Origin of the sequence: Chryseobacterium sp. WLY505 (assembly GCF_030846215.1) — a bacterium.
Classification (GTDB): domain Bacteria; phylum Bacteroidota; class Bacteroidia; order Flavobacteriales; family Weeksellaceae; genus Chryseobacterium.
The window spans coordinates 76,703-99,665 of the sequence record NZ_JAVCWI010000010.1 but is presented as its reverse complement, the minus strand read 5'-3'; the positions used below and the strand labels follow the sequence as shown (position 1 = coordinate 99,665).

At 38.3% G+C, this 22,963-nt stretch carries 16 protein-coding genes; 10 read left to right on the top strand and 6 right to left on the bottom strand.

Translation table 11 applies throughout. From position 1 onward, the window contains the following. Nucleotides 1–81: 81 nt before the first annotated feature. Nucleotides 82–1,467: a tRNA uridine-5-carboxymethylaminomethyl(34) synthesis GTPase MnmE gene (gene mnmE, locus RAH34_RS18295; protein WP_306597074.1), complete on the bottom strand. Its 1,386-nt coding sequence runs from the start codon at nt 1,465–1,467 to the stop codon at nt 82–84. 495 nt (nt 1,468–1,962) lie between these two features. Between mnmE and RAH34_RS18290 the strand changes: the two genes are divergently transcribed. Together RAH34_RS18290 and RAH34_RS18285 are read left to right on the top strand one after the other, a co-directional pair. Then, a complete protein-coding gene (locus RAH34_RS18290; protein ID WP_306597073.1) occupies nt 1,963–2,967 on the top strand; it encodes a hypothetical protein in 1,005 nt (334 codons plus the stop codon). Nucleotides 2,968–2,984: 17 nt separating this feature from the next. Beyond that, nucleotides 2,985–3,500, top strand: a complete 516-nt coding sequence (locus RAH34_RS18285; protein ID WP_306597072.1) for a hypothetical protein — start codon at nt 2,985–2,987, stop codon at nt 3,498–3,500. A 73-nt stretch (nt 3,501–3,573) separates the two neighbouring features. On the opposite strand, the gene RAH34_RS18280 is transcribed toward RAH34_RS18285, so the two are convergent. After that, on the bottom strand, nt 3,574–4,044 hold the full coding sequence (locus RAH34_RS18280; protein ID WP_034696927.1) for an Lrp/AsnC family transcriptional regulator: 471 nt from the start codon (nt 4,042–4,044) through the stop codon (nt 3,574–3,576). Between the two features lie 142 nt (nt 4,045–4,186). Between RAH34_RS18280 and RAH34_RS18275 the strand changes: the two genes are divergently transcribed. The 8 genes from RAH34_RS18275 (at nt 4,187) to RAH34_RS18240 (ending at nt 16,553) form a co-directional block, all read left to right on the top strand. Continuing rightward, a complete protein-coding gene (locus tag RAH34_RS18275) occupies nt 4,187–5,575 on the top strand; it encodes an MFS transporter (protein WP_306597071.1) in 1,389 nt (462 codons plus the stop codon). Between the two features lie 119 nt (nt 5,576–5,694). Then, nucleotides 5,695–6,441: a metallophosphoesterase gene (locus RAH34_RS18270; RefSeq protein ID WP_306597070.1), complete on the top strand. Its 747-nt coding sequence runs from the start codon at nt 5,695–5,697 to the stop codon at nt 6,439–6,441. 85 nt (nt 6,442–6,526) lie between these two features. Next, a complete protein-coding gene (locus RAH34_RS18265; protein ID WP_306597069.1) occupies nt 6,527–7,441 on the top strand; it encodes an AraC family transcriptional regulator in 915 nt (304 codons plus the stop codon). 219 nt (nt 7,442–7,660) lie between these two features. Beyond that, nucleotides 7,661–8,806, top strand: a complete 1,146-nt coding sequence (locus RAH34_RS18260; RefSeq protein ID WP_306597068.1) for an efflux RND transporter periplasmic adaptor subunit — start codon at nt 7,661–7,663, stop codon at nt 8,804–8,806. 9 nt (nt 8,807–8,815) lie between these two features. Beyond that, a complete protein-coding gene (locus RAH34_RS18255; protein ID WP_306597067.1) occupies nt 8,816–11,956 on the top strand; it encodes an efflux RND transporter permease subunit in 3,141 nt (1,046 codons plus the stop codon). Between the two features lie 17 nt (nt 11,957–11,973). Continuing rightward, nucleotides 11,974–13,386, top strand: coding sequence for an efflux transporter outer membrane subunit (locus tag RAH34_RS18250; protein ID WP_306597066.1), 1,413 nt, complete (start codon nt 11,974–11,976; stop codon nt 13,384–13,386). Nucleotides 13,387–13,445: 59 nt separating this feature from the next. Then, nucleotides 13,446–13,997 carry a DUF2652 domain-containing protein gene (locus tag RAH34_RS18245; protein WP_114822513.1) on the top strand — a complete coding sequence of 184 codons (552 nt, stop codon included), beginning with the start codon at nt 13,446–13,448 and terminating at the stop codon, nt 13,995–13,997. A gap of 369 nt (nt 13,998–14,366) precedes the next feature. Further along, on the top strand, nt 14,367–16,553 hold the full coding sequence (locus RAH34_RS18240) for an outer membrane beta-barrel protein (RefSeq protein ID WP_306597065.1): 2,187 nt from the start codon (nt 14,367–14,369) through the stop codon (nt 16,551–16,553). Nucleotides 16,554–17,587: 1,034 nt separating this feature from the next. On the opposite strand, the gene RAH34_RS18235 is transcribed toward RAH34_RS18240, so the two are convergent. The 4 genes from RAH34_RS18235 to RAH34_RS18220 all read right to left on the bottom strand — a co-directional run bounded on the left by RAH34_RS18235 (nt 17,588) and on the right by RAH34_RS18220 (nt 22,949). Then, entirely contained in the window at nt 17,588–19,852 is a 2,265-nt protein-coding gene (locus tag RAH34_RS18235; protein WP_306597064.1) for a glycoside hydrolase family 3 C-terminal domain-containing protein, read from the bottom strand. A 479-nt stretch (nt 19,853–20,331) separates the two neighbouring features. Then, the gene (gene metQ / locus RAH34_RS18230) at nt 20,332–21,141 is read right to left on the bottom strand and encodes a methionine ABC transporter substrate-binding lipoprotein MetQ (protein WP_114822507.1); all 810 of its coding nucleotides are present in this window, start codon (nt 21,139–21,141) and stop codon (nt 20,332–20,334) included. 130 nt (nt 21,142–21,271) lie between these two features. Further along, nucleotides 21,272–21,928: a methionine ABC transporter permease MetI gene (gene metI / locus RAH34_RS18225; RefSeq protein WP_114822506.1), complete on the bottom strand. Its 657-nt coding sequence runs from the start codon at nt 21,926–21,928 to the stop codon at nt 21,272–21,274. Next, nucleotides 21,921–22,949: a methionine ABC transporter ATP-binding protein gene (locus RAH34_RS18220; protein ID WP_306597063.1), complete on the bottom strand. Its 1,029-nt coding sequence runs from the start codon at nt 22,947–22,949 to the stop codon at nt 21,921–21,923. Before RAH34_RS18220 ends, metI begins: the two co-directional genes overlap by 8 nt. Between the last annotated feature and the right edge of the window lie 14 nt (nt 22,950–22,963).

Below are 22,963 nucleotides of genomic sequence, written 5' to 3'. Positions count from 1 at the left end.
ATTGGTGAATAGACCCTAATAAATAAAAAAACAGCCTCAAAAAAGGCTGTTTTATATTTTAAACTCAAAATATGGTTGGATCTACTTCCCAATACAAAACTTAGAAAAAATATTCCCCAGCACCTCATCATTGGTAACCTCTCCGGAAATTTCTCCAAGATGTTCAAGGGCATTTCTAAGTTCATACGCCAATAATTCCGTAGAGATCTGGATAGAAATAGCCTCTTTCACTTTATCAACAGCATCCATGGATTTTCTTAAGGCTTCAAAGTGTCGTTGATTGGTGATCACAACATTATTTTCTTCAGTTTTTAAATGTTCCACATAAGAGGAAAGTTCATTTTTCAGATCCTGAATATTTTGATTTTCCACTGCTGAGATTTTAATAAAATCAAAATCATGAGAAATCGCATTTCTGAAAATATCTTCTACCGTTTCGTATTTGGTAGGAGTCACTTCATCAATTTTTGTGGCGCAGATAATCAGCTTCAGATCTTCTCTTAACAAGGATTGAATCATTTCAATATCCTCAGAAAAATCCTCAGTAGCAGCATCTGCCAGATACACCAGAATATTGGCGTTTTCTACCTTTTCTTTAGCTTTTTTCACCCCGATTGCTTCAATTTCATCCACTGTTTCACGAAGTCCCGCAGTATCAATTAATCGGAAGGCATGGCCTTTAATATGAAGAACTTCCTCAATGGTATCTCTCGTTGTTCCTGCAATATTACTCACAATCGCTCTTTCTTCCTTCAAAAGAGAGTTCAGTAGCGTGGATTTCCCGGCATTCGGCTTTCCGATGATGGCAACGGCGGTCCCGTTTTTAATGGCATTTCCGTATTGGAAGCTTTCAATCAAAGAATTTAGTTTGACTTCAATTTTATCCAATAATCCGCTTAAGGCACTTCTGTCAGCAAATTCAACATCTTCTTCCGCGAAATCAAGTTCCAGTTCAATTAAAGAAACAAAATTTAAAAGATCCGTTCTTAATACAGATATTTCGTTGGTAATTCCTCCTTTCAGCTGGTTGATCGCAACTTTTCTCGAAGCTTCATTTTCAGAAGCAATCACATCAGCAATCGCTTCCGCCTGGGAAAGGTCAATTCTGCCGTTGATAAAAGCACGAAGAGTAAATTCTCCTGCTTTAGCCATTCTCGCCCCGTTTTTGATCAGGGTTTCCAGAATACGTTTTCCGATATGCGGAGAGCCGTGAAAAGCAATCTCCACAGAATTCTCAGTGGTGAAACTTTTCGGAGCCAGGAAAATAGAAAGCATCACCTCGTCAATAGCTTCCTCCTCATCCATAAAATAACCGTAATGAATGGTATGGGATTTCTGTTTTTCCAGATTTTTGGCCGGAAAACTTTTCTGAACTACAGATAAAGCTTCATTTCCTGAAACACGGATGATGCCTAAAGCACCTATTCCATTGGCCGTAGCCAGTGCACATATCGTATCGTTATTCATGCTGCAAATTTACGGTTTTTAATGTGAATTTGAACGGACGTCTGTTATTCAGATTATCTATTGCTGTATTCAGTTAAAAACTGCGAAGATTTAAAACAGGCTATGTTTTGAGTGGCTTGTTGTATAAAAGATGTACCTGTTATATCAACAAGTGCAGAATTATTTCTATTAAACACAGAGCGAAAACACGACCTGAAATATAAAATTTTAAAAATAATTGTGTTGAATATAAACAGAATTTGAAAGGTCTGGTTTGCTGTGGTGTAACATTTATAAGTGTTTTTTGATAGCGCCGGCAATAATATATCAGGGTTAAATATCATATAAAAATGAAAAAATTAAACAGTTGTTTGGTATGTTAATTGTTGTTAGTGGGGACGATGATGTTGAAAATTTAAATATTTTTTATTTAAGCAGTAATAATTTGTTAAAGTATTATAAATGTATATGAATAACCTATTTTTTTTAAATATTAATAAAAAAATATCTTTTTTATTGATACTTGTCTTCAGTACAATGACTTATGCGCAGTGTATTCCTTATACCGGACAGGCGATCACAAGCGGAAATACCTATTGCCTCAACGGAACCCTTAGTGTAAGTACCAATATCAGCATCCCGAACGGAGCAACCCTTATCATTCAATCCGGACAATTGCAATCGAATAGTATTCAGGTAGATGGAGTATTGGAAATTGGTGATGGAGCAAGTGTTAAGTCTACAGGAACAGTGAAAGTAGGAACTTTCGGATCTCAGAAAAATTCAAAAATTAAATTAGGAGCGAAGTCTTTTCTATCCCTTGTAGGATCAGTGATTCAGGAAGACCCGTCATTTGGTGGTTTTTATCCCGGAACAACCTCGGTTATTGAGATGGGAACGAGCAGTGTAGTAGAAATTTGTGGAACCTTTACCCAGCAGTCTACCACCTATCCTTCTGTTGAATACGTAGGTATTTCTACCGGAAGGGCATATTGTATTGCAAAAGCAGACGTAAGTGGTGGAGGTGGAGCTTCCATTATCAGCGATGACAGCCAGATCGTAGCGATTGTGATGGGATCCGTAACAGGATTAGGAATGGGAAATTCCAGTTTCTGTGGACCGAATGCAACTAAAGCCATGTGTCCTTCTCTTTGGCCTGAAGGGTTATCCGAAGATAAATCAAGTTGTGGAAATGCTCCTCTGATTATTGATGAGATCGATGGGTTTTGTACAAAGCCCGGAATTTCAGGGACACCAGACGGATATACCAAATTCGGAATTACGGTACAGCAGAAAAGCGATTCGTGGCCTGAAAATATTCCTAATGGATTTCTGGCTATGGAATCAAAAAATAAAGGTTTTGTCATTACCAGAGTTCAGCATGTAAGCCAGACTCCGCAGCCTGGAGATGCCATCGCAGAACCGAAAGAAGGAATGCTTCTGTACGATATTCAGGATAAATGTGTGAAGCTTTACAATGGTACTGAATGGAAATGTGTACAAAGAAGCTGTAATGATTAATCTAACCGATAAATAGTATGAAAAATATAAAAAATATAAGTATAGCAGTTGCTTTGGTCATTTTCAACTCGGTTTTTGGTCAGGTAGCTATAGGAAAACAGGCCATTGACGGAAACAGTACGGTGCTGGATTTTGACAATGCATCAGGAAATACAAAAGGTTTAATTCTTCCCGCTATCTCCGGATTTCCTACGGGAACTTTAGAAAACGGAACATTCATTTTTGATGTAACAGATAACAAAGTGAAGGTCTACGAAAATGATGTCTGGAAATCTTTGTCAGATGCCGGAAGTTCAAGTGCAATTGCTGCTAATAATTCTGCAGAAACAGGAAAGGGAGTGATTATGGGAGATGCAACAAGTTCTGCTGATGGGGTCTTGGTTCTGGAATCTCAGAATAAAGCAATGGTCCTTCCTCAGATAGCCGCGCCACATCTTAATGTAAAAAATCCTTATCCGGGGATGATGTGTTATGATACGACCAGTAAGACACTGGCAGTATTTGACGGCTCAGTCTGGAATTACTGGAAATAAACAATAAGCTAATCCGGAATATTCCGTTTAAAATAAAAAAGCAGCTGTGTATTGTACATGGCTGCTTTTTAGTTTAAACAATCTGAGCGCTTTCCTTGATGCTGTTCATCACAAAAATACTTTTAGTTTGCCCAATTCCCTCAATTTCTGACAGTTTGTTGACAAAAAACTCATGAAATTCATCCATATTGGGGGCCAGGATCTTCAGCATAAAATCAAAATCCCCACTGATATTGTAAAACTCTACCACTTCTTTCAGCTTTCCGACTTCCTCAATAAATTTCCCCGCAGTTTTTTTATTGTGGACATTCAAAGCGATCATACAGATCACCATCATCCCTTTATTGACCTTTTTGCGGTCTACCACAGCCGTATATTCTTTAATGATTCCCTGTTTTTCCATACGTTTGATACGCTCATGCGTTGGCGTAGGACTCAAATTGATCCTTGCCGAAATATCACGCACACTCATCTTCGCGTCTTTCTGAAGCAGACGGAGAATGGATAAGTCTTTTTCATCCGGAATATAATTTTCAGTTGCCATTTTGTTCTGTTTTTATAGGTTTTTTCTGATAGATCAGATGCTTTGTTCTTTTAAATGTTTTCAATATTCAATATTGTTCCAAATTTAAGGTTAAATTTTCAAATACGTTCTGTTAATTTTAATTTTGCAGGAAATTTGAAACATGGATACAAGGAAGAATGTAATATTAATTTTAGCATCGGTAGGGACATTTGTAGAGGCGTTGGATATTGCCATTATTAATTTAACCATTCCTTCCATTCAGCAGCAGTTTCAGATTGGGGCAGAGACGGTTCAGTGGTTGCAGACGCTTTATGTGTTGTTCTTTGGAGGATTTCTGATCATTGGAGGAAAGCTTTCAGATCAGATCGGAAGAAAGAAAATGTTTCTCCTTGGAGCGCTGATTTTTATGCTGACTTCGTTAGGAGCAGGATTGTCTCAAAACTTTGAAGTGCTGGCTATATTCCGTGCTTTGCAGGGATTGGGAGCTGCGTTAGTGATGCCTTCTGCGTTGTCCATTGTGACCAATACCTTCAGAGGAGAACAGGAAAGAAACCGTGCTATCGGAATTTTCAGTTCATTTGCTGCCATTGGTTCAGGAAGTGGTCTTTCAGTAGGAGGAATTATCAGTACTTACCTGAGCTGGCACTGGGTTTTCCTGATCAATGTTCCTATTCTTTTAATCACATTGGTGTTATCGTACTATTATCTTCCGGCAGATGAGAAAAATGAAACCGCTCAGAAAACAGATATGGTTTCAGGAATATTGATGGTGCTTGGGCTTTTAAGTCTGACTTACGGAACACACGAATTGATTCATATTAAAGAACAGCCTTTCATGATAACCGGTTCTTTGGTTTTGGCATTAGTACTGCTTGTTATGGTGTACTACCGTTTAAAATCTGTTGCAGAACCTTTGGTAGATTTAAAACTGTTTAAACACAGATCTTTAGTCGTTTCCAATGCCGTATTCTTTACCCTGGGAGCATTTTTTATCGGGTTTTTATTCCTGATTTCACTGATGCTTCAGAAAGATATGGGATATAGTGCTGCTTCTGCAGGGTTAATGCTTGTCCCGTTCAGTGTTTTGTCTGCCTTGACGGCTAAATTTATTCTGCCGCACATATCAAAACGTCTGAGTTCTTCTCAAATGGGTGTTTTAGGATGGTCATTTATGCTGGCCGGAGGATTATTGCTGCTGATTTCTGTTTATGCAGGACATCCGCTAACAATTGTTTTATTGGGAGCTGCATGCATCTCCGGAGTTGGAATGACGTTTTGTTTTACCGCACTTTCAGTGATGGGAATTCAGGATGTTGAACCTGCACATTACGGATTGGCATCAAGTTTGAGCTCTACGAGTTACTTTTTGGGAGCAGGGATTGGATTGTCATTCATGACGTTGATGAGTCAGATCTTTCCGTCAGAATTATCAGTGGGAAGCTTAAATCTGATTATTTTGATCAGCTACGCTTTATTAGCACTCGGAATGTTATTCTATTTTATATTGAAAAGCGTAAAAGTGAAGCAGGCAGGAGTAGCCGTTTCATAACAAGCGGCCTTAAAAATACACAAACTATATGAGGAAAGAATCGGTGCTTAGGTGCCGGTTCTTTTTTTGATTTTTGCTATTCTGTTTCCCTTTATTACCTTTGCTGTTTACTATATATCATGAAAATACAGGTCATCAGCGATCTTCATCGGGAATTTGGAAGTAAGGAATTATGTTTTGATCACGCAGATGTGGTGGTGCTGGCAGGCGATATCAATCTGGGAAACAAAGGGATTGAATGGATTAAAGAAACAATACCCAATAAACCTGTAATCTATGTTTTGGGTAATCATGAATACTATAAAGGTTCATATCCGAAAACGCTCCGTAAGATCAGAGAAGCAGCAGTGGAATCCAATGTCCATGTGCTGGAAAATTCATTTATAGACATTGATGGTATTCGTTTTCATGGGGCAACGCTGTGGACGGATTTTTCCATCTTTGGAAATCCTGTTCAGTACGGAATGCTTTGTCAGTCCAAAATGAACGATTATAAAATGATCAAAAGAGATCCTTCTTATTCGAAAATGAGAACTTTGGATACCTTTAAAATTCATCAGCTTTCAAAACAATGGTTACAAGAAAGTCTTGAAGGCTCAAAAGGACTTAAAAATATTGTCGTTACCCATCATGCACCCAGTATACAATCCGTTCCTGAACATTACAAAGAAGATCCTTTAACAGCGGCGTATGCTTCAGATCTGGAAGATTTAATCACAAAGCATCAACCGTTATACTGGATTCATGGGCATATTCATACGCCGTGCAGATATAAGATAGGAGAAACAGAAGTGATCTGTAATCCTCATGGCTATATTGATGAAAAATATAACGGATATGATAAGGAATTGCTGATTGTTGTTTAGCAAGCAATAAAAAGTAAAATTTGATGATGGGGCTTCTTGGCGCTTTTTCCTTTTTCCACTACCTTCGTGTTTAATTTTTTTTTCAATGCCTAAAAAATCCCAATCAAAACCTGATTTTGTTTCCCAGCTGGCCTTTGATGAAGTACTTCAGCAAGTGGAGTTTGATCTTAGAATCAAGGAATTTGTAGTGATGGAAATTGATAAGGCAAACTATATTATACAACCGAATATGCCTTATCGTTCCGATTATTTCTGCATTTTTATGGTGCAGAAAGGAGGTGTTACATTCAGGTTGGATGATAAGAGCTATAGCGTGACCAAAGGCGATATTATTTTTTGTCCCATGCTGGAAACGTTTTGGCTGGATGAGATTACAGAAGATTACAATGCTAAATATATTTTCTTTTCACTGAACTTTATATCCGATGCAGGTTTTAATTATAAATCAAATAATGTCCTTAAGAGTTTATCTTCCGATCCTGCCAATATCATCAGGAATGAACCGGACGTCTACAGGAAAGTGAATTTCCATCTCGATGAGCTGAAGGTTTTGAATGATAAAGAAAAAGAGAATTATTATTTCAAAGAAATGATATGGCATCACTTTTCACTGGTGGTTTACGAAATTGATAATTATTTCAAGAAAACGGAAAGACCTCATCCGGTTACCCACAGAGAAGATGAGTTGACGACCAGTTTCTTTAAACTTGTTCAGGATCATTTCAAAGAAGAGCACAACGTTCAGTTCTATGCCGATAAACTTTTTATCAGCCGTAAATACCTTACGAAGGTGATCAATAAAACGGTCTTTAAATCCCCGAGAGATATTATCCATCAGGTATTGGCTGTAGAAGCCAGACTTCTGCTGAAAAATCCCAACCTGAATGTCAGTGAGGTCGCATCAAAGCTGAGTTTTTCAGATCAGGCGTCTTTTAGTAAATTTTTTAAAAAACATGCGGGACGGTCTCCATTGGAATATAAAAAAGATGATTTGTATTGATAATCACTAACTTGTATTTTTAAGACGTCTTTTTACCAAATTTCAACTATTATTTTGATTAATAATAGTAAATAGTGTTATTTATATTGTCTATGAATGATATTTCTCATGTTTTTTCAAAATTAGGAGTCTTTTTGACAAAACAAGGAGTTTTTCGAATAATCCTATTGAATTTTTTTCGTTCGATTTTTGTGCGGAAAATTTAAAAGGACTATTGTTATGCAAAGATTTTTTATTCAAAAATCGACTCTACTTTTCCTCTCACTGATCGTATTGGCAGGGTGCAGGAAAAATAATCAAAACCAGGGCTATCAGCAGCAGGCGCCGGAATTACCTGTGGCCAAAGTAACACAGGGAGACGCTTCTGTTTCCAGAGAATATGCAGCATCTGTAGAGGGAGTTTCCAATGTGGAAATAAGACCTCAGATAACAGGATATTTAAGCAAAATTTTTGTAGATGAAGGTGACTTTGTGAGAGCAGGGCAGCCGTTGTTCAAAATTGAAGATCAGGTCTTCCGTGAACAGCTGAAAAGTGCTCAGGCATCTTTAATTACCGCTCAGGCGAATCTCTCCACTTCCAAAATTGATCTGGACAGAAAAAAAGAACTGTTCAGAAACAAAATGGTTTCAGAAATTCAGGTAAAAGAAGCGGAAGCCGCTTATAATGCAGCACGTGGAGCGGTAAGTCAGTCTACTTCAACTATTGAATCTGCAAAAATTAATCTTAATTTCTCTACCATTAAAGCTCCGGTAAGCGGATTTATCGGAAGATTCAACTATCGTCTGGGAAGTTTGATGACACCGGGTAATCAGGATCCGATTACTTTATTGTCAGACATTCATCAGGTGTATACCTATTTCAGTCTGAGCGAAAATGATTTTAATAATTTCCAGAAACAGTACACCGGAAGCAGTATTGATGAGGTGATCAAAAATACTCCGGCAGTTTCATTATTGCTTTCAGGAGGTGAAAAATATGCTGAGACCGGAAAGATTGATGCGGTGGAAGGTCAGTTTAATAAAACAACAGGATCAATCACTTTAAGAGCAAAATTCAACAATCCCAACAATCTTTTGCGAAGCGGAAACACCGGAAAAATTGTACTGGATCAGTTCTACAGCAATGTTGTTTTACTTCCGATTGCTTCTACCAGAACCATTCAGGATAAAGTTTTTGTATTTACCATTCAGGGTGGGAAAGCAGCTATGCTGCCTGTAGAAGTGAATGGAAAAGCCGGGGACAATTTCATTGTAGCCAAAGGACTTAAGGCAGGAGATGAATATATCACTAGCGGTTTTGACCGATTACAGCCGGGAACTCCTGTCGTGGCACAAAAGAAAAATGCTCAACAGAAAAAATCCTAAGAAGAAATCATGTTAAAGAAAATTATAAAAAGACCCGTACTGGCAACGGTTATCTCCGTATTGCTTGTTATTCTCGGGATCGTCGGGATGGTAAGCCTTCCGATTACAAAATTTCCGGACATTGCGCCTCCTACCGTTATGGTAACAGCGGCTTATCCGGGAGCCAATGCTGAAACCATTGCAAGGTCCGTAGCACCACCATTGGAAAATGCCATCAATGGAGTGGAAAATATGGATTATATTACTTCCACAGCGAGCAATGACGGTACGTTGAGTATTACGGTTATTTTCAAATTAGGAACAGATCCCGATCAGGCAGCCATTAACGTTCAGAACAGAGTGGCGCAGGTGACCAATCAGCTTCCTGCAGAGGTAATTCAGGCGGGAATCACTACGGTGAAAAGACAGAACAGTATGATTGCGATGGTCTCCCTGACCAGTAAAGATGGTACCATGAGTGATCTTTTCCTTGAAAACTATGCGAAAATCAATATTGTGCCGGAACTGAAAAGGGTAAAAGGGGTAGGAGATGCCATGGTATACGGAAATAAAGACTATTCCATGCGTATCTGGCTGGATCCTAATAAACTGACCTCATACAATCTTACCCCTTCCGATGTTTCACGTGCTATTCAGACGCAAAACCTGGAAGCGGCACCCGGAAGATTGGGGGAAAGAAGTAAAGAAGTCATGGAATATGTGCTTCGCTACAAAGGAAAATTTACAGAGCCTGAGCAATATGAAAATATAACAATTAAAGCGTTGAATGATGGTTCTGTTTTAAAATTAAAAGATATCGCCAAAGTAGAATTCGGAGCGTACAGTTATACGGTTTCTTCGAATTATAACAAAAAAGCATCCGTAACGATGGCGATCTTCCAGATGGCAGGATCCAATGCCAATGAAGTACAGATCGCCCTTCAGGAAAGAATGAAGGAACTGGAAAAATCCTTCCCTGCAGGAATGGATTATGAAATTCCTTACGCTACAAAAGATGCGCTGGATCAATCTATAGAACAGGTAATTCATACCCTGATAGAAGCGTTTATTCTCGTTTTCATTGTGGTGTATATTTTCCTTCAGGATTTTCGTTCTACTTTAATTCCGGCGATTGCAGTTCCGGTATCGATTGTAGGAACATTCTTCTTTATGAAGGTTTTCGGATTTTCTATCAATATTCTGACCTTGTTTGCATTAGTGCTTGCGATTGGTATCGTTGTGGATGATGCGATTGTAGTGGTAGAAGCAGTTCATGCTAAAATGGAACATAAAAAACTCAATCCAAGAGCTGCTACGATGTCGGCCATGAGCGAGATCACAGGAGCTATTGTTTCGATTACGTTGATTATGTCTGCCGTATTCGTTCCGGTAGCTTTTATGAGTGGTTCTACGGGACTGTTCTACCAGCAGTTTGCACTTACACTGGCGATTGCGATTGTAATCTCAGCAATTAACGCATTGACGTTGAGTCCTGCTTTATGTGCTTTATTCTTAAAACAACACCATCCGGGAACGCATGAGAAAATGAATTTCAAAGACCGCTTCTTTGCAGGTTTCAATGCAAGCTTCAATAAACTGACTTTCCGTTATGGAAAAGCGGTATTATTCCTTTTAAAAAGAAAATGGGTGGCTTTGGTTATTATTGTAGCCTTCGGAGGATTGTTTGCATGGATGTCGATGACAACACCTAAAGGGTTTATTCCGGATGAAGACCAGAGTTTCATTATTGTAACCGCTAACCTTGCTCCTGGAGCTTCAAAGGATAGAACGTCCAAAGTAGTTTCTGATACGGAAGATCTTTTAATGAAAAATCCGGCCGTGGATAAAGTAATTTCAGTAGACGGATTGAACTTATTCAGTGGTTCCATGTCATCTTCGGCAGCTTCTATTTTCGTTAAATTAAAAAAAGGAGGCGAGAGAGGTGCTGTTAATAATATCAATGACATCATCGGACAAACCCAGGGAATGCTTTCTCAGGACAAAAGAGCCAATTTCCTTGTGATCAATACGCCAACGGTAGACGGTTTCGGTAATACCAGCGGAATGGAGCTTGTGCTTCAGGACCGTACCAACGGAGAACTTCAGAATCTGGGAAATATTTCCTATGGAATGATGGGTGCCTTAATGCAGAGACCGGAAGTAGCAGTGGCATTTACCACGTTTGATGTTACCTATCCGCAGTTTGAAGTGCTTGTAGATGAAGTGAAATCTGCTCAGCTGGGAGTAAATGTTTCTGATGTTTTAGGAGTGATGCAGGGCTATTATGGAAGTATTCAGGCTTCTGATTTCAACAGATTCGGGAAATATTACAGAGTATTGGTGCAGTCTACACCGGAAACAAGACAGGATAAAGAATCCCTGAACGGAATTTTCGTTAAAAATAATCTGGGCCAGATGGTTCCTGTCAATACATTGGTAAGCCTGAAACAGGTGACAGGAGCTGAGGTAGTAGATCGTTTTAACTTATTTAATTCTTCCAATTTAACCGTGATGGCAGCTCCGGGATACAGTACCGGACAGGCTATGGCAGCTATTGAAGAAGTAAGCAAGCAGGTACTTCCTCCGGGATATACTTACGATTATAAAGGAATGAGCCGTGAAGAAGCAGGTTCAAGCTCACAATCTGTTATGATCTTCGGATTATGTATTGTATTTGTATTCTTCCTTTTATCTGCGCAGTATGAAAGTTATATTCTTCCATTGGCAGTTTTGATTGCGATTCCGGTAGGACTTTCAGGAGTATTTGTAGGAATTACGTTTGCGGAACTTTCCAATAATATTTATGTACAGATTGCTTTGGTCATGCTGATTGGATTGTTAGCGAAAAATGGTATTCTGATCGTAGAATTTGCGATTCAGAGACGTAGAGCCGGGAAAAGCCTTATCGCATCTGCAGTAGAAGGAGCAAAAGCCCGTTTACGACCTATTTTAATGACTTCTCTTGCTTTTATCACTGGGTTGATTCCATTGTTGTTCGTGGTAGGTCCTTCAGCGATGGGGAACCATTCCATCGGGTATGCAGCCATTTCAGGGATGCTTTTCGGAACCATCTTAGGGATTTTTGTAGTTCCTGTTCTTTTTGTGGTATTCCAGGCATTGCATGAAAGAATCAACGGAAGGGTAGTAACCGATGCAGATTGGGAATATTAATTCAAATGATTTTAAAAATGAAAATTAAAAATATAGCATATATCGCATTTATTTCGGGAACGGCAATCTCCTGTAAAGTTCAGAAATATGAACAGCCTGAAATAAAAATGCCGGAAGCTTTCAGAGCAGACAGTATTGTGGTGGATTCTCAGGAGAATATTGCTAAAATAAGCTACAAAGACTTCTTCAAAGATCCTGTTCTGGTAGGGTTAATTGATAAAGCAATGGTGCAGAATAATGATCTTCAGGTGGCTTTAAAGCAGATAGAATTTGCATCACTGGCATATAATCAGAGCAAATGGGGCAATATCCCGACGGTAAGTGCTTCTGCCAATGCCAATATCAACCGTCCTTCAGACAACAGTATGAACGGAATGATGGCCGGACAGTTTATGGGGAAAAGGTATATGGAAGATTATACAACTTCTCTGAGCTTTTCATGGGAAGCCGATATCTGGGGTAAAATCAAAGGCAGAAAAGAACAGGCTTTGGTAGAATACCTTAAAACACAGGAAGCGGCAAAAGCGGTAAAAACACAGGTTGTATCTGCGGTTGTACAAGGATATTATAATTTATTAATGCTGGATACTCAGCTGGAAATTACAAAATCCAACCTGGCGTATGCGGATAATACTTTGAAGTTTCTGACCAAACAGCAGGAACTTGGTTTGACAACAGCCTTGGCGGTACAGCAGCAGGAAATTGTAAAAGATCAGATTCTGAAATCGATTCCAGCGATTGAAAGCTCTGTGACAACCCAGGAAAATGCTTTGAGCCTGTTAACGGGTTCTATGCCGGGAAAAATTGAAAGAAGTGCAAGCCTGAACAACGTACAGTCTCCGGATCATTTTGCTGCAGGAGTTCCTTCTGAATTATTAAGCTACAGACCGGATATTAAAACGGCAGAATTTGAAGTCAGAAAAAGTGCAGCAGCCATTCATGTGGCAAAAATGAGCATGTATCCTTCATTGAATATTACCGCGCAGGGCGGAGTGAATGCCTTCCAGATCAGCAAATGGTTCAGCGTTCCCGGATCACTTTTCGGACTGGTGGCAGGAGCTGTCGCGCAGCCAATTTTGAATGGAAAACAGTTGAAAACCCAATATGAACAGTCTAAAGTGTTGGCTGATCAGGCGGAAATCAACTTTAAGCAGTCTGTTTTAAAAGCGGTAGGCGAAGTTTCTGATGCATTGGTACAGATTCAAAAGCTGGAAGAACAGCAGAAGATTGCAGAAGGGCTGGTCGTGAAATCTGGTGAAGCAGTGAAGAAAGCGGATTTATTATTTAAATATAATTCAGCAACGTATGTAGAAGTGATTATCGCCCAAACGAATAAACTTCAGGCAGAACTGGAACTGGCTTCTCTGAAAACCCAGCGCTTGAATGCTATTACAGCACTGTACCGCTCTGTAGGAGGCGGATGGCAATAAAGTAAAATTGAATCTGTTTCGTCTCTAATGACGAAGCAGGTTTTTAATCCATTATCATTATGAAGACAAATATACAAGAGGGGATCATTCTTATTCCGGATTTCAGCGGATTTACCGAATTTGTGTTCAATACAAAATTGTACACAGGGGAGTATATTGTGAGACAATTATTGTCTACACTGATTGATGTGAACGATCAGTATTTTGAAATTTCCGAGATTGAGGGCGATGCTATTTTATTTTACCGTTATGATGAAAATCCGTCTTACCACAGTATTTCAAAAATGCTCTGGAAAATGAGAAGTGCTTTCAACAGGAAGATAGAGGAGTTGAGTAAGAATTTGAGCACCCAAATTGATCTGGCTCTTAAATTTATTGTTCATTACGGATCTTTTTCACAATACAATATTGGAAACTTCAGAAAATTATATGGAAAAACGATTGTGGAAGCCCATCAGCTTTTGAAAAACGGAGTAGCAGAACAGCCTTCCTATGCGCTTTTCAGTAATTCTTTTCTGGAAAGCAGCAAAAATAAAGAGTCAGATTTTAATCAAGACCTGCTTCGTTTGCCGGAACTAGGTGTTATCCATTATTTTGAAAATGTAAACTAGCATATATTTTTTAATATCATTCCTTGTAAATTTGCTATTGCTAGCGGCCCGGGTGAGATCCGGGCTTTTTTTTGTGGGCTATCTTTATATAAAACCGATTTATATAAAGTGGAAGTTAAATATGCATTATGGATTTAAACTTTTTTAAGTTAAATTTAAATTGTGTGTAAAATGCTTTTTTAAGAATATTTAATATGAAAGTGATTTATATTGTATGTTTTTATTGAATAATGTGTAGTGTTTTTGAATTTATGTTTAAGTTTAGTGCTTATATAGTGTTGGTAATTAAGTATTTATTTTAATTTTTTTTCTTTTTTGATGTAACGAAATTGTGAATATAGTGGTCTTATAGAAAAACTATAATTTCACATGAAAACAATTTTATTTCCCATAGCAATATTAACCGGCTCGCTAGCAATGGCTCAGCAGACTCCGGCTCCCGCAGCCAGCGATACTGTGAAAGGAAATGCAAAAGAAATAGAAGCGGTTACTCTGGTTGCCAGAAAGCCGACGGTAGAATCTAAAGTAGACAGAACTGTATTTAATGTAGCCAACAGTGCAATTCTGGCAGGAAATACAACATGGGATGTTCTGAGAATGACGCCTCTGGTAAGTATAGATAACAATGATGAGGTAAAAGCCGAAGGACAATTGGTTACCGTATACATCAATGACAGGAAATCTGTTTTTACAGGGAAAGAATTAAAGGAATATCTTAAAACAATTCCGGCTGATAACCTGATGAAAATTGAAGTGATTACCAGCCCTTCTTCCCGTTATGAAACTTCAGGATCTGTGATCAATATCGTCCTTAAAAAAAGAGATGATGAAGGATTAAAAGGAAGTATCTCTCTCAACAACAGACAGAGCACCAAAAACTCACAGTACACAAACTTCAACCTGAATTACCATAAGAAAAAGTTTACCCAGACCTTTATAGGAGGCTATAATAGCGGAAATTATGTTCAGAAAACTCAGACATGGGATAACCGTTATGAAAAGAACAAGCTTACCCGGTTCAACCTGGAAAACTTAATGCGAAATGAAAGTCCTTCACTTTCTTCTACTTCAGAATTTGAAATCAATGATAAAAATAATTTCGGACTTGTCCTGGAATACTCACAGGACAGGAATCTGCTTTCTGCAGCATCTGATGGGATGACTTCAAAAGATGGAGATCCGGGAGAATCTTTCCGTCAAACTCAAAACAACTGGGGATTTGGCCGTAATCTGGGGTCTAATGCTTTCTATAAATACTATGATAAGGAAAAGAACAGAATTTTAGATATTAATCTTGGAACCAATTACTCCGGTGATAACAATGATAATCTGATTGATAAATTAATTAATAAACAGGGGGTTGAGACGACTCAGCAGCTTGGGGTTATCAGCTCCAACCAGATGCGTAATTATTACCTGAAAGTAGATTATACACAGCCTTTTGGTAAAACAGGCGGTACTATGGAAGTGGGTGGAAAAACAGAACTGAACAATCATGTCATTTCCAACAGCCTTTATGGATTCAGTATGAATAATCCTACCCCGGAATTTGCCAATCTATCCAAAAATGACAGGTTTCATTATGAAGATCATCTGAGCTCTTTATATGCCAATTACAGCAAAACATTTTTCGGAAAACTGGAAACCAGAATCGGAATTCGCTATGAATATATTGATTATAAAGTAAGACAAGAGGTAGCAGGCACGGAGAGAAAAGATTCTTATGGCACTTTTCTTCCCAATTTATTGCTAAAATATAACTTTTCAGAGAAATTTGACTTAAGTCTTACGTATAACCGAAGCATCTGGAGACCCTGGTATTCTGAGTTTAATCCTTTCCTGATGCCGGAAATTAACGGAACGTATTCCCGTGGGAACCTTTACCTGAATCCCAATCCTAATGACCGGCTTTATATGAAATTAGGAATTCTGAAAAAATACTTTATCTCTGCAAGATATATGCACACCAATCAGGATTACTGGACAACGTATGTTACGGAAAACGGAAGAACAGTGTCATTGCCAGGGAACTTTGATGGAAAGGTTGAAAAATATTACCTTTTTGCCAATACCAATCAAAACTTCCTGAAAAATAAACTGAATGTGAATGCCGGATTTGGATGGTACTACATTAATAATAAAGATTTCAACGAGAAGAATAAATTGGGAGCGAAGGACTATATCAGCTACTGGGGAGCTTCAGCGAATATATCCTATACTAATCTGTTTAATAAAAACATTAATATAAGCGCGTGGATGGAATTGGCCAATCAGAATAACGGTAACTCATACGCCAACAATACCAATGTTTTTCATAATATTTCAGTGACTAAAATATTCCCGAAAACCCAGATGGAGCTGAGTATGCAGCTGATGAACATCTTTAAAAGACCTTATGGCGATAACACCACTTACAGTGCGGACGGAACTTTCAGAGAGTACTCAAAATGGGACTGGTATGGTGTTTCCCTTACTTTCGTAAAACGTTTCGGAAACCAGAAGGTAAAAGAAAATACAAAAACCGACGTAGAGAAAAACGGCGGCGGCGGAAAATAATTCAGGATTTGTTAGATAAAATGAAAGCAGGTTTCCAATTGGAAATCTGCTTTTTTATTTTTGGCTGAAAGCTGGAAGAGGGAAGAGGGAAGTAGTGAAAGATAATCTTTATGTTTGTCTTAAAAAAAATCTGCGAAATCTCCTAAATCTGCGAGTAACAATCTACATGTGAATTTTTGAACCATTAGGAAAACAGTAAGCTGTTAAGAGTTGTAAGAAATGTCTAAAGACATTTTTTATGCATCCTGCTTCATTCAAATTTATTTGAGCCTTCATGTTCCTTACAACCTTAATCCTGCTTAATGGTTTAAGAGATCTCTCGCAGATTTAGCAAATTGAGCAGATCTTAAAAGATCCGTGAGATCTCCGTGATCTGTGAGAAAAAGAATCTATTTTTAACGCAGAGATTTGTTAGATAAAAATGGAAGCAGGTTTCAATTCGGAATCTGCTTTTTATTTTTGGCTAGAAGCTAGAAGCTAGAAAAGGGAAATAGTTAGTACGTCCTTGATTGTCTTAAAAAATCTGCGAAATCTCTTAAATCTGCGAGAAACAATCTATATGTGAATTTTTGAACCATTAAGAAAATATTAAGCTGTTAAGAATATTAAGGGAATGTCTAAATACATTTTTATAGAGGCTGCTTCATTCAAATTTATTTGAACCTTCATGTTCCTTAAAAACTTAAACCTCCTTAATGGTTTAAAAGATCTCTCGCAGATTTAGCAAATTAAGCAGATCTTAAAAGATCCGTGAAATCCCCATGATCTGTGAGAAAAAGAATCTATTTTTAACGCAGAGATTTTATCCAAATTTCTCATTCTTTCTTAAGTAACGAAGTTGCTTTCTTAGCTTCCTTAAAAATGTTACTTTTTTTATTTAAACTTTGCGTTAGAAAAACTCTGACAAGTTCAGCACCCATCAAAAAGGAGGAATAAAAAAACAGACCCCAATCCGGGATCTGTTTCATTCAACCAAATAAATTAATATCATGTGAGATATTTTTTGAAAGTATATTCTCAAATGAATTTACCATTTATTTTAGGGTAAACTTCACTTTAGTTTTAATAGCGTCAGAAGAATTTCCAATCTGTGCTTCAAAGTCTCCCGGTTCAGCTACCCAATCGTGTTTTTGAGCATCAAAATAACTTAGAGCTGTTTTATCAATCGTGAAAGTCACTTCTTTTTGCTCTCCCGGATTCAGATATACTTTTTCAAAACCTTTCAATTCTTTTGCAGGGCGTGGAACAGAAGATTTTAAATCGCTGATATAAAGCTGGGCCACTTCTGCACCTGCTTTTTTACCTGTATTTTTAACGGTTACTGTAAATGTAATTTTACCATCCTGTGAAATAGTAGTCTGGTCTGCTTTCGCTTTTCCGAATTCAAAAGTGGTATAACTCAATCCATGTCCAAAACTGAAAAGAGGTTTTATATTCTTCGTGTCATGCCAACGATACCCTACAAAAATGCCTTCATTGTAAGTAATATTGATAGGATTTTTCTGATCTTTTCCTTTTCCTGCAGCCAACTCATCCTTTTGTCCTGGATATTCTCCCAGCTGGTGTGCTGAATTGTCTTCAAGTTTTACAGGGAAAGTAAACGGAAGCTTTCCTGATGGGTTGGCGTCTCCGGCTAAAATGGCAGCGATAGAATTTCCGGCTTCAGAACCCAGATACCAGGCTTGTACAACCGTTGGAACTTCTTTGATCCACGGCATTGCTACAGCATTTCCGGAAACTAAAACAACGGCAAGGTTTTTATTCGCTTTAGCAAGAGCAGAAATCACGTGATCCTGATTGTATGGGAGTCCGTAGCTTTTCCTATCATTTCCTTCGCTGTCCTGGAAGTCTGCTTTATTCAGTCCGCCTACGAAAATTACGTAATCCGATTTTTTAGCTAATTCTACAGCTTCATTCAGTAATTCTGCTTCAGAACGGGTATCTTTTAAATCCTGTCCGGATTTTACGCCATTGTATTCACCTCCGATATCGCCTACATAACCTCTTGCATACTGTACATCAGCTTGTTTTCCAAATCTGGTTTTGATTCCGTCTAAAGGAAGTGTTTCATACTTTACTTTTAATGAAGAAGAACCTCCACCAACAGTCATTATTTTGATGGCATTTTCTCCGATAACCGCTATTTTTTTAGCCTTATTAACATCAATAGGAAGAACATTGCCTTGATTTTTTAATAAAACAATTCCTTCTTCTCCGATTTCTTTAGCAACCGCTTTATGCTCTTCAGAAGCAATATTTCCGAAAGGCTTGTTACGGTTCATTGTTGTTTTATAGGCAAGACGAAGTAATCTGGTTACTTTGTCATCCAATTCTTTAGTTCCTACTTTTCCTGCTTTAATCAAATCAAGGTAAGGCTTTGCCAAGTAATAATTATCATAGGCATTTTTAGTTCCTGCAGAAAGTCCGTTCGTCCATGATCCGAATTCAAGGTCAAGACCATTGTGGATAGCTTGTTCTGTATTGTTTACAGCACCCCAGTCGGATACAACCACTCCTTTATAATTCCATTCTTTCTTTAAAATATCATTTAAAAGATACTGATTCTGGCTGGCATACTGACCTTTGTACATATCATAAGCTCCCATGATTGTCCATGAATCCCCTTCTGTTACAGCTGCTTTGAAAGGAGGCAGATAAATCTCATACAACGCTCTGTCATCTACATTGACATTGCTGGTATGACGGAACATTTCCTGGTTATTCAGGGCAAAATGTTTTACAGAAGTGGCTACTCCGTTAGATTGTACTCCTTTAATATAAGGAACTACCATCTTTGAAGTCAGATAAGGATCTTCGCCCATGTATTCAAAATTTCTTCCGTTCAGTGGAGTTCTGTAAATATTAACTCCAGGCCCCAGAAGAATATCTTTTTTTCTGTAGCGGGCTTCTTCACCCAACGCTTTCCCATAGTTCCATGACATTTTTTTGTTCCAGGTTGCGGATAAAGCAGTCAGGGCAGGGTAGGCGATAATAGAGTCGTTGGTCCATCCGGCCTGATCCCATTCGTCCCACATTACCTCAGGACGAACCCCGTGAGGGCCATCTGTCGTCCAGAATTCAGGAATTCCTAACCTCGGAACACCCGGAGAACTGAATTTGGACTGTGCATGAAGCATGGCCACTTTTTCTTCCAGTGTCATTCTTGATAATGCATCCTGAATACGCTGTTCTACAGGTTTTGATTCATCTAAATAAGCGGGGATAGTACTACTTGTCTGAGCCATATAAGAAGCAGAAATAAAGGTGAGTAAACTTATAATGACGGTTTTCTTTAACATAATGCCTTTCTGTTTGATTAAAAACAAAAATAGACAAAATTTTTATTATCTCAAATTGAGAAAATAAAAAAATGGCAAATAAAAAACCGTCTACCCATTTGCAGACAGTTTATTATTAAATATTTTTAATTATTACGAGAAAAAATGAAGAGAAGTTGATGGGGAAACATAAAAGTGAAAAGACTAAAAGCGAAATTGCAAAATGATAAAAAACGAATGAAGTTACTCTCGTAAACTTTCATTCAACATCTCGAATCTTACGCTCTTAACACAGTGTCTAGATTCCTGTGGAATGACAATGGGGACGTATAGGTATAACGTGTAGTTTGTCCATTCCGAAGGAATCTCACTCAAACCCTCTTACTCTCCAATCCTCCAACTAGCATCCCGAAACTCGTATCCCGAATCCAATCTCATAACTCTAATTCTCTAATACTCTCAAACCCTCAAACTCTCCCACACTAAAACCCTCTCACTCATCAATCCCATCCTTTCACAGCACCTCCTTTGAAGATCTCTTTAGCTTTCTTTTCCACTTCCGGAGACTGATAGGCTTTTACAAAGTTTTTTACTTTCTGGCTGTTTTTATTATCTGGTCTGGCAACGACTACATTCACATAAGGTGAATCTTTATCTTCCACAAGAATACCTTGTTTTTCCTGATCCAACCCTGCCTGAGCAGCAAAATTATTATTGATAATACCCACAACAACATCTCTGTCTTCCAAAACTCTTGGGATCTGAGCCCCTTCAATTTCCATGATTTTCAGCTGTTTCGGGTTTTCTGTAATATCCGTTACTTTGGGCAGAAGTCCGACACCGTCTTTCAATTTCAAAAGACCACTTTTTTGCAGAAGAAGTAAAGAACGTCCTCCGTTGGTAGGATCATTGGGTATAACAATCGTATTGCCTTCCTGTAATTGGTTGATATTAGTAATCTTTTTGGAGTAGGCAACAATAGGATAAACAAATGTATTTCCTACAGGCACAAGGTTATATCCTCTCTGTTTTGACTGTTCTGTTAAATAAGGAATATGTTGAAAGGCATTAGCATCAATATCTCCGTTGGTCAAAGCTTCGTTAGGAACTACATAATCATTGAAGGGGATCAATTCCACTTCCAGATTGTATTTGTCTTTAGCTACTTTTTTGGCCACTTCGGCAATTTCCTGTTCCGGACCATACGTAATTCCTACGCGGATAAAATTCGGATCATCTTTTCTTCCCGAGCAGGCACTGAATAATAATATTCCTGCAGCCAATACACCAAAAATCTTTATTTTTTTCATTCTATTTTTTATTTAATTACTATTGAAGCAAAAGAGTAAAAAATGATCTTATCCATTCCCATATCCCGAAACTCGCACCCCGAATCTCAAACTCTCAAACACTCCCACTCTCAAACCCTCCAACTCAAAACTATCTGTGATCAAACTTTTTTGACAATCTGTCGCCCATAAACTGGATGATGAAAACCAAAAGAACAAGCAGAATCAAAACGGTGTTCATAATAACAATATCATATCCGATATATCCGTATTGGTAACCTACCTGTCCAAGTCCGCCAGCTCCTACAGCACCACCCATTGCAGAGTAACCTACTAAGGTAATCAAAGTGATAGTCGCATTATTGATTAATGAAGGAAGTGCTTCAGGAAGTAAAACTTTTCTGATAATCTGTAATGGAGAAGCGCCCAAAGCTCTGGCTGTTTCTATAAGACCATGAGGAACTTCAATAAGACTGTTCTCTACAAGTCTTGCAATAAAAGGGGCAGCTCCCACACTTAGAGGAACCAAAGCGGCATTCACTCCAATAGAAGTGCCTGCCAGAATTCTGGTGAAAGGAATCATCCATACAATCAGAATAATGAAAGGAATGGCACGGAAAATATTAACCAAAATAGATAATCCTCTATGGTAGGCTGCATTTTCCAGCAGTTGTCCTTTTCTGGTTAAAAATAACATGATTCCTACCGGAAGTCCAAGTACAAATCCAAAAAATCCGGATAAAAATGTCATGTAAACTGTTTCCCAGGTTCCTTTTGCCAAAAGGGCAATTACCGTATCACTAAGCATATCCTTTTACTGTATTTTGAATTTTATTTTGGTTGAAATAATAGATCGCCTGTTGGTTTTCTTCGGCTTCCCCCTGAAGCTGCAAAAGTAGTTTACCGAAATTGGAATTTCCAAAATACTCTACATCCGCTTTTAACAATTTATAAGGGATTTTATATTGGTTGTATAGTGTTGAAAGAATCTGTTCAACACTGATATTTTCATTAAGTTCTATTTCGACCAGCGGAAATAAACCTTCTTTGGGTTCTTTCTGCAGTCTGCTGCTGAGTTCCTGTGGCAGGGTCATGATGTCTGAATTGATGAACTGGCGGATGATCGGGTTTTCTTTATCCGAAATAATCTCGCTTAACGTTCCTTTTGTTAATAATTTTCCTTTATCGATCACGGCAACGTGGTTGCAGACCGATTTGATGACTTCCATTTCGTGGGTAATTAAAAGGATGGTAATTCCCAGTCTCTGATTGATATCTCTTAAAAGCTGCAGAATAGATTGCGTTGTTGCCGGATCCAGTGCGCTTGTTGCTTCATCACAAAGCAGAAGGTGAGGATCATTGGCCAGAGCCCTTGCAATGGCGACTCTCTGTTTCTGTCCTCCGGAAAGGCTTTTGGGATAATCATTGGCTTTATCTTCAAGTCCTACAATCTTCAGGAGCTCGTTTACTTTTCTGTTGATTTCGTCCTTGCTGGTATGATCCAGTTCCAATGGAAGCGCTACATTATCAAAAACAGTTCTTGAAGAAAGAAGATTGAAATGCTGGAAGATCATTCCGATTTTTTTACGTTCCTCAGCCAATTGTTTGGAGCTAAGTTTGGTGAAATCTTTTCCATTAATAATAATCTGTCCTTCATCCGGTCTTTCCAATAGATTTACAGTACGGATCAGCGTACTTTTTCCTGCACCTGAGAATCCTATGATTCCAACGATATCTCCTTTATCTATATTAAGACTCACCTTATCCAGTGCTTTGAAAGACTGTTTTTTCTGATGAAATGTTTTTGATATGTTTCTGATTTCTATCATTCTGATTTTATATA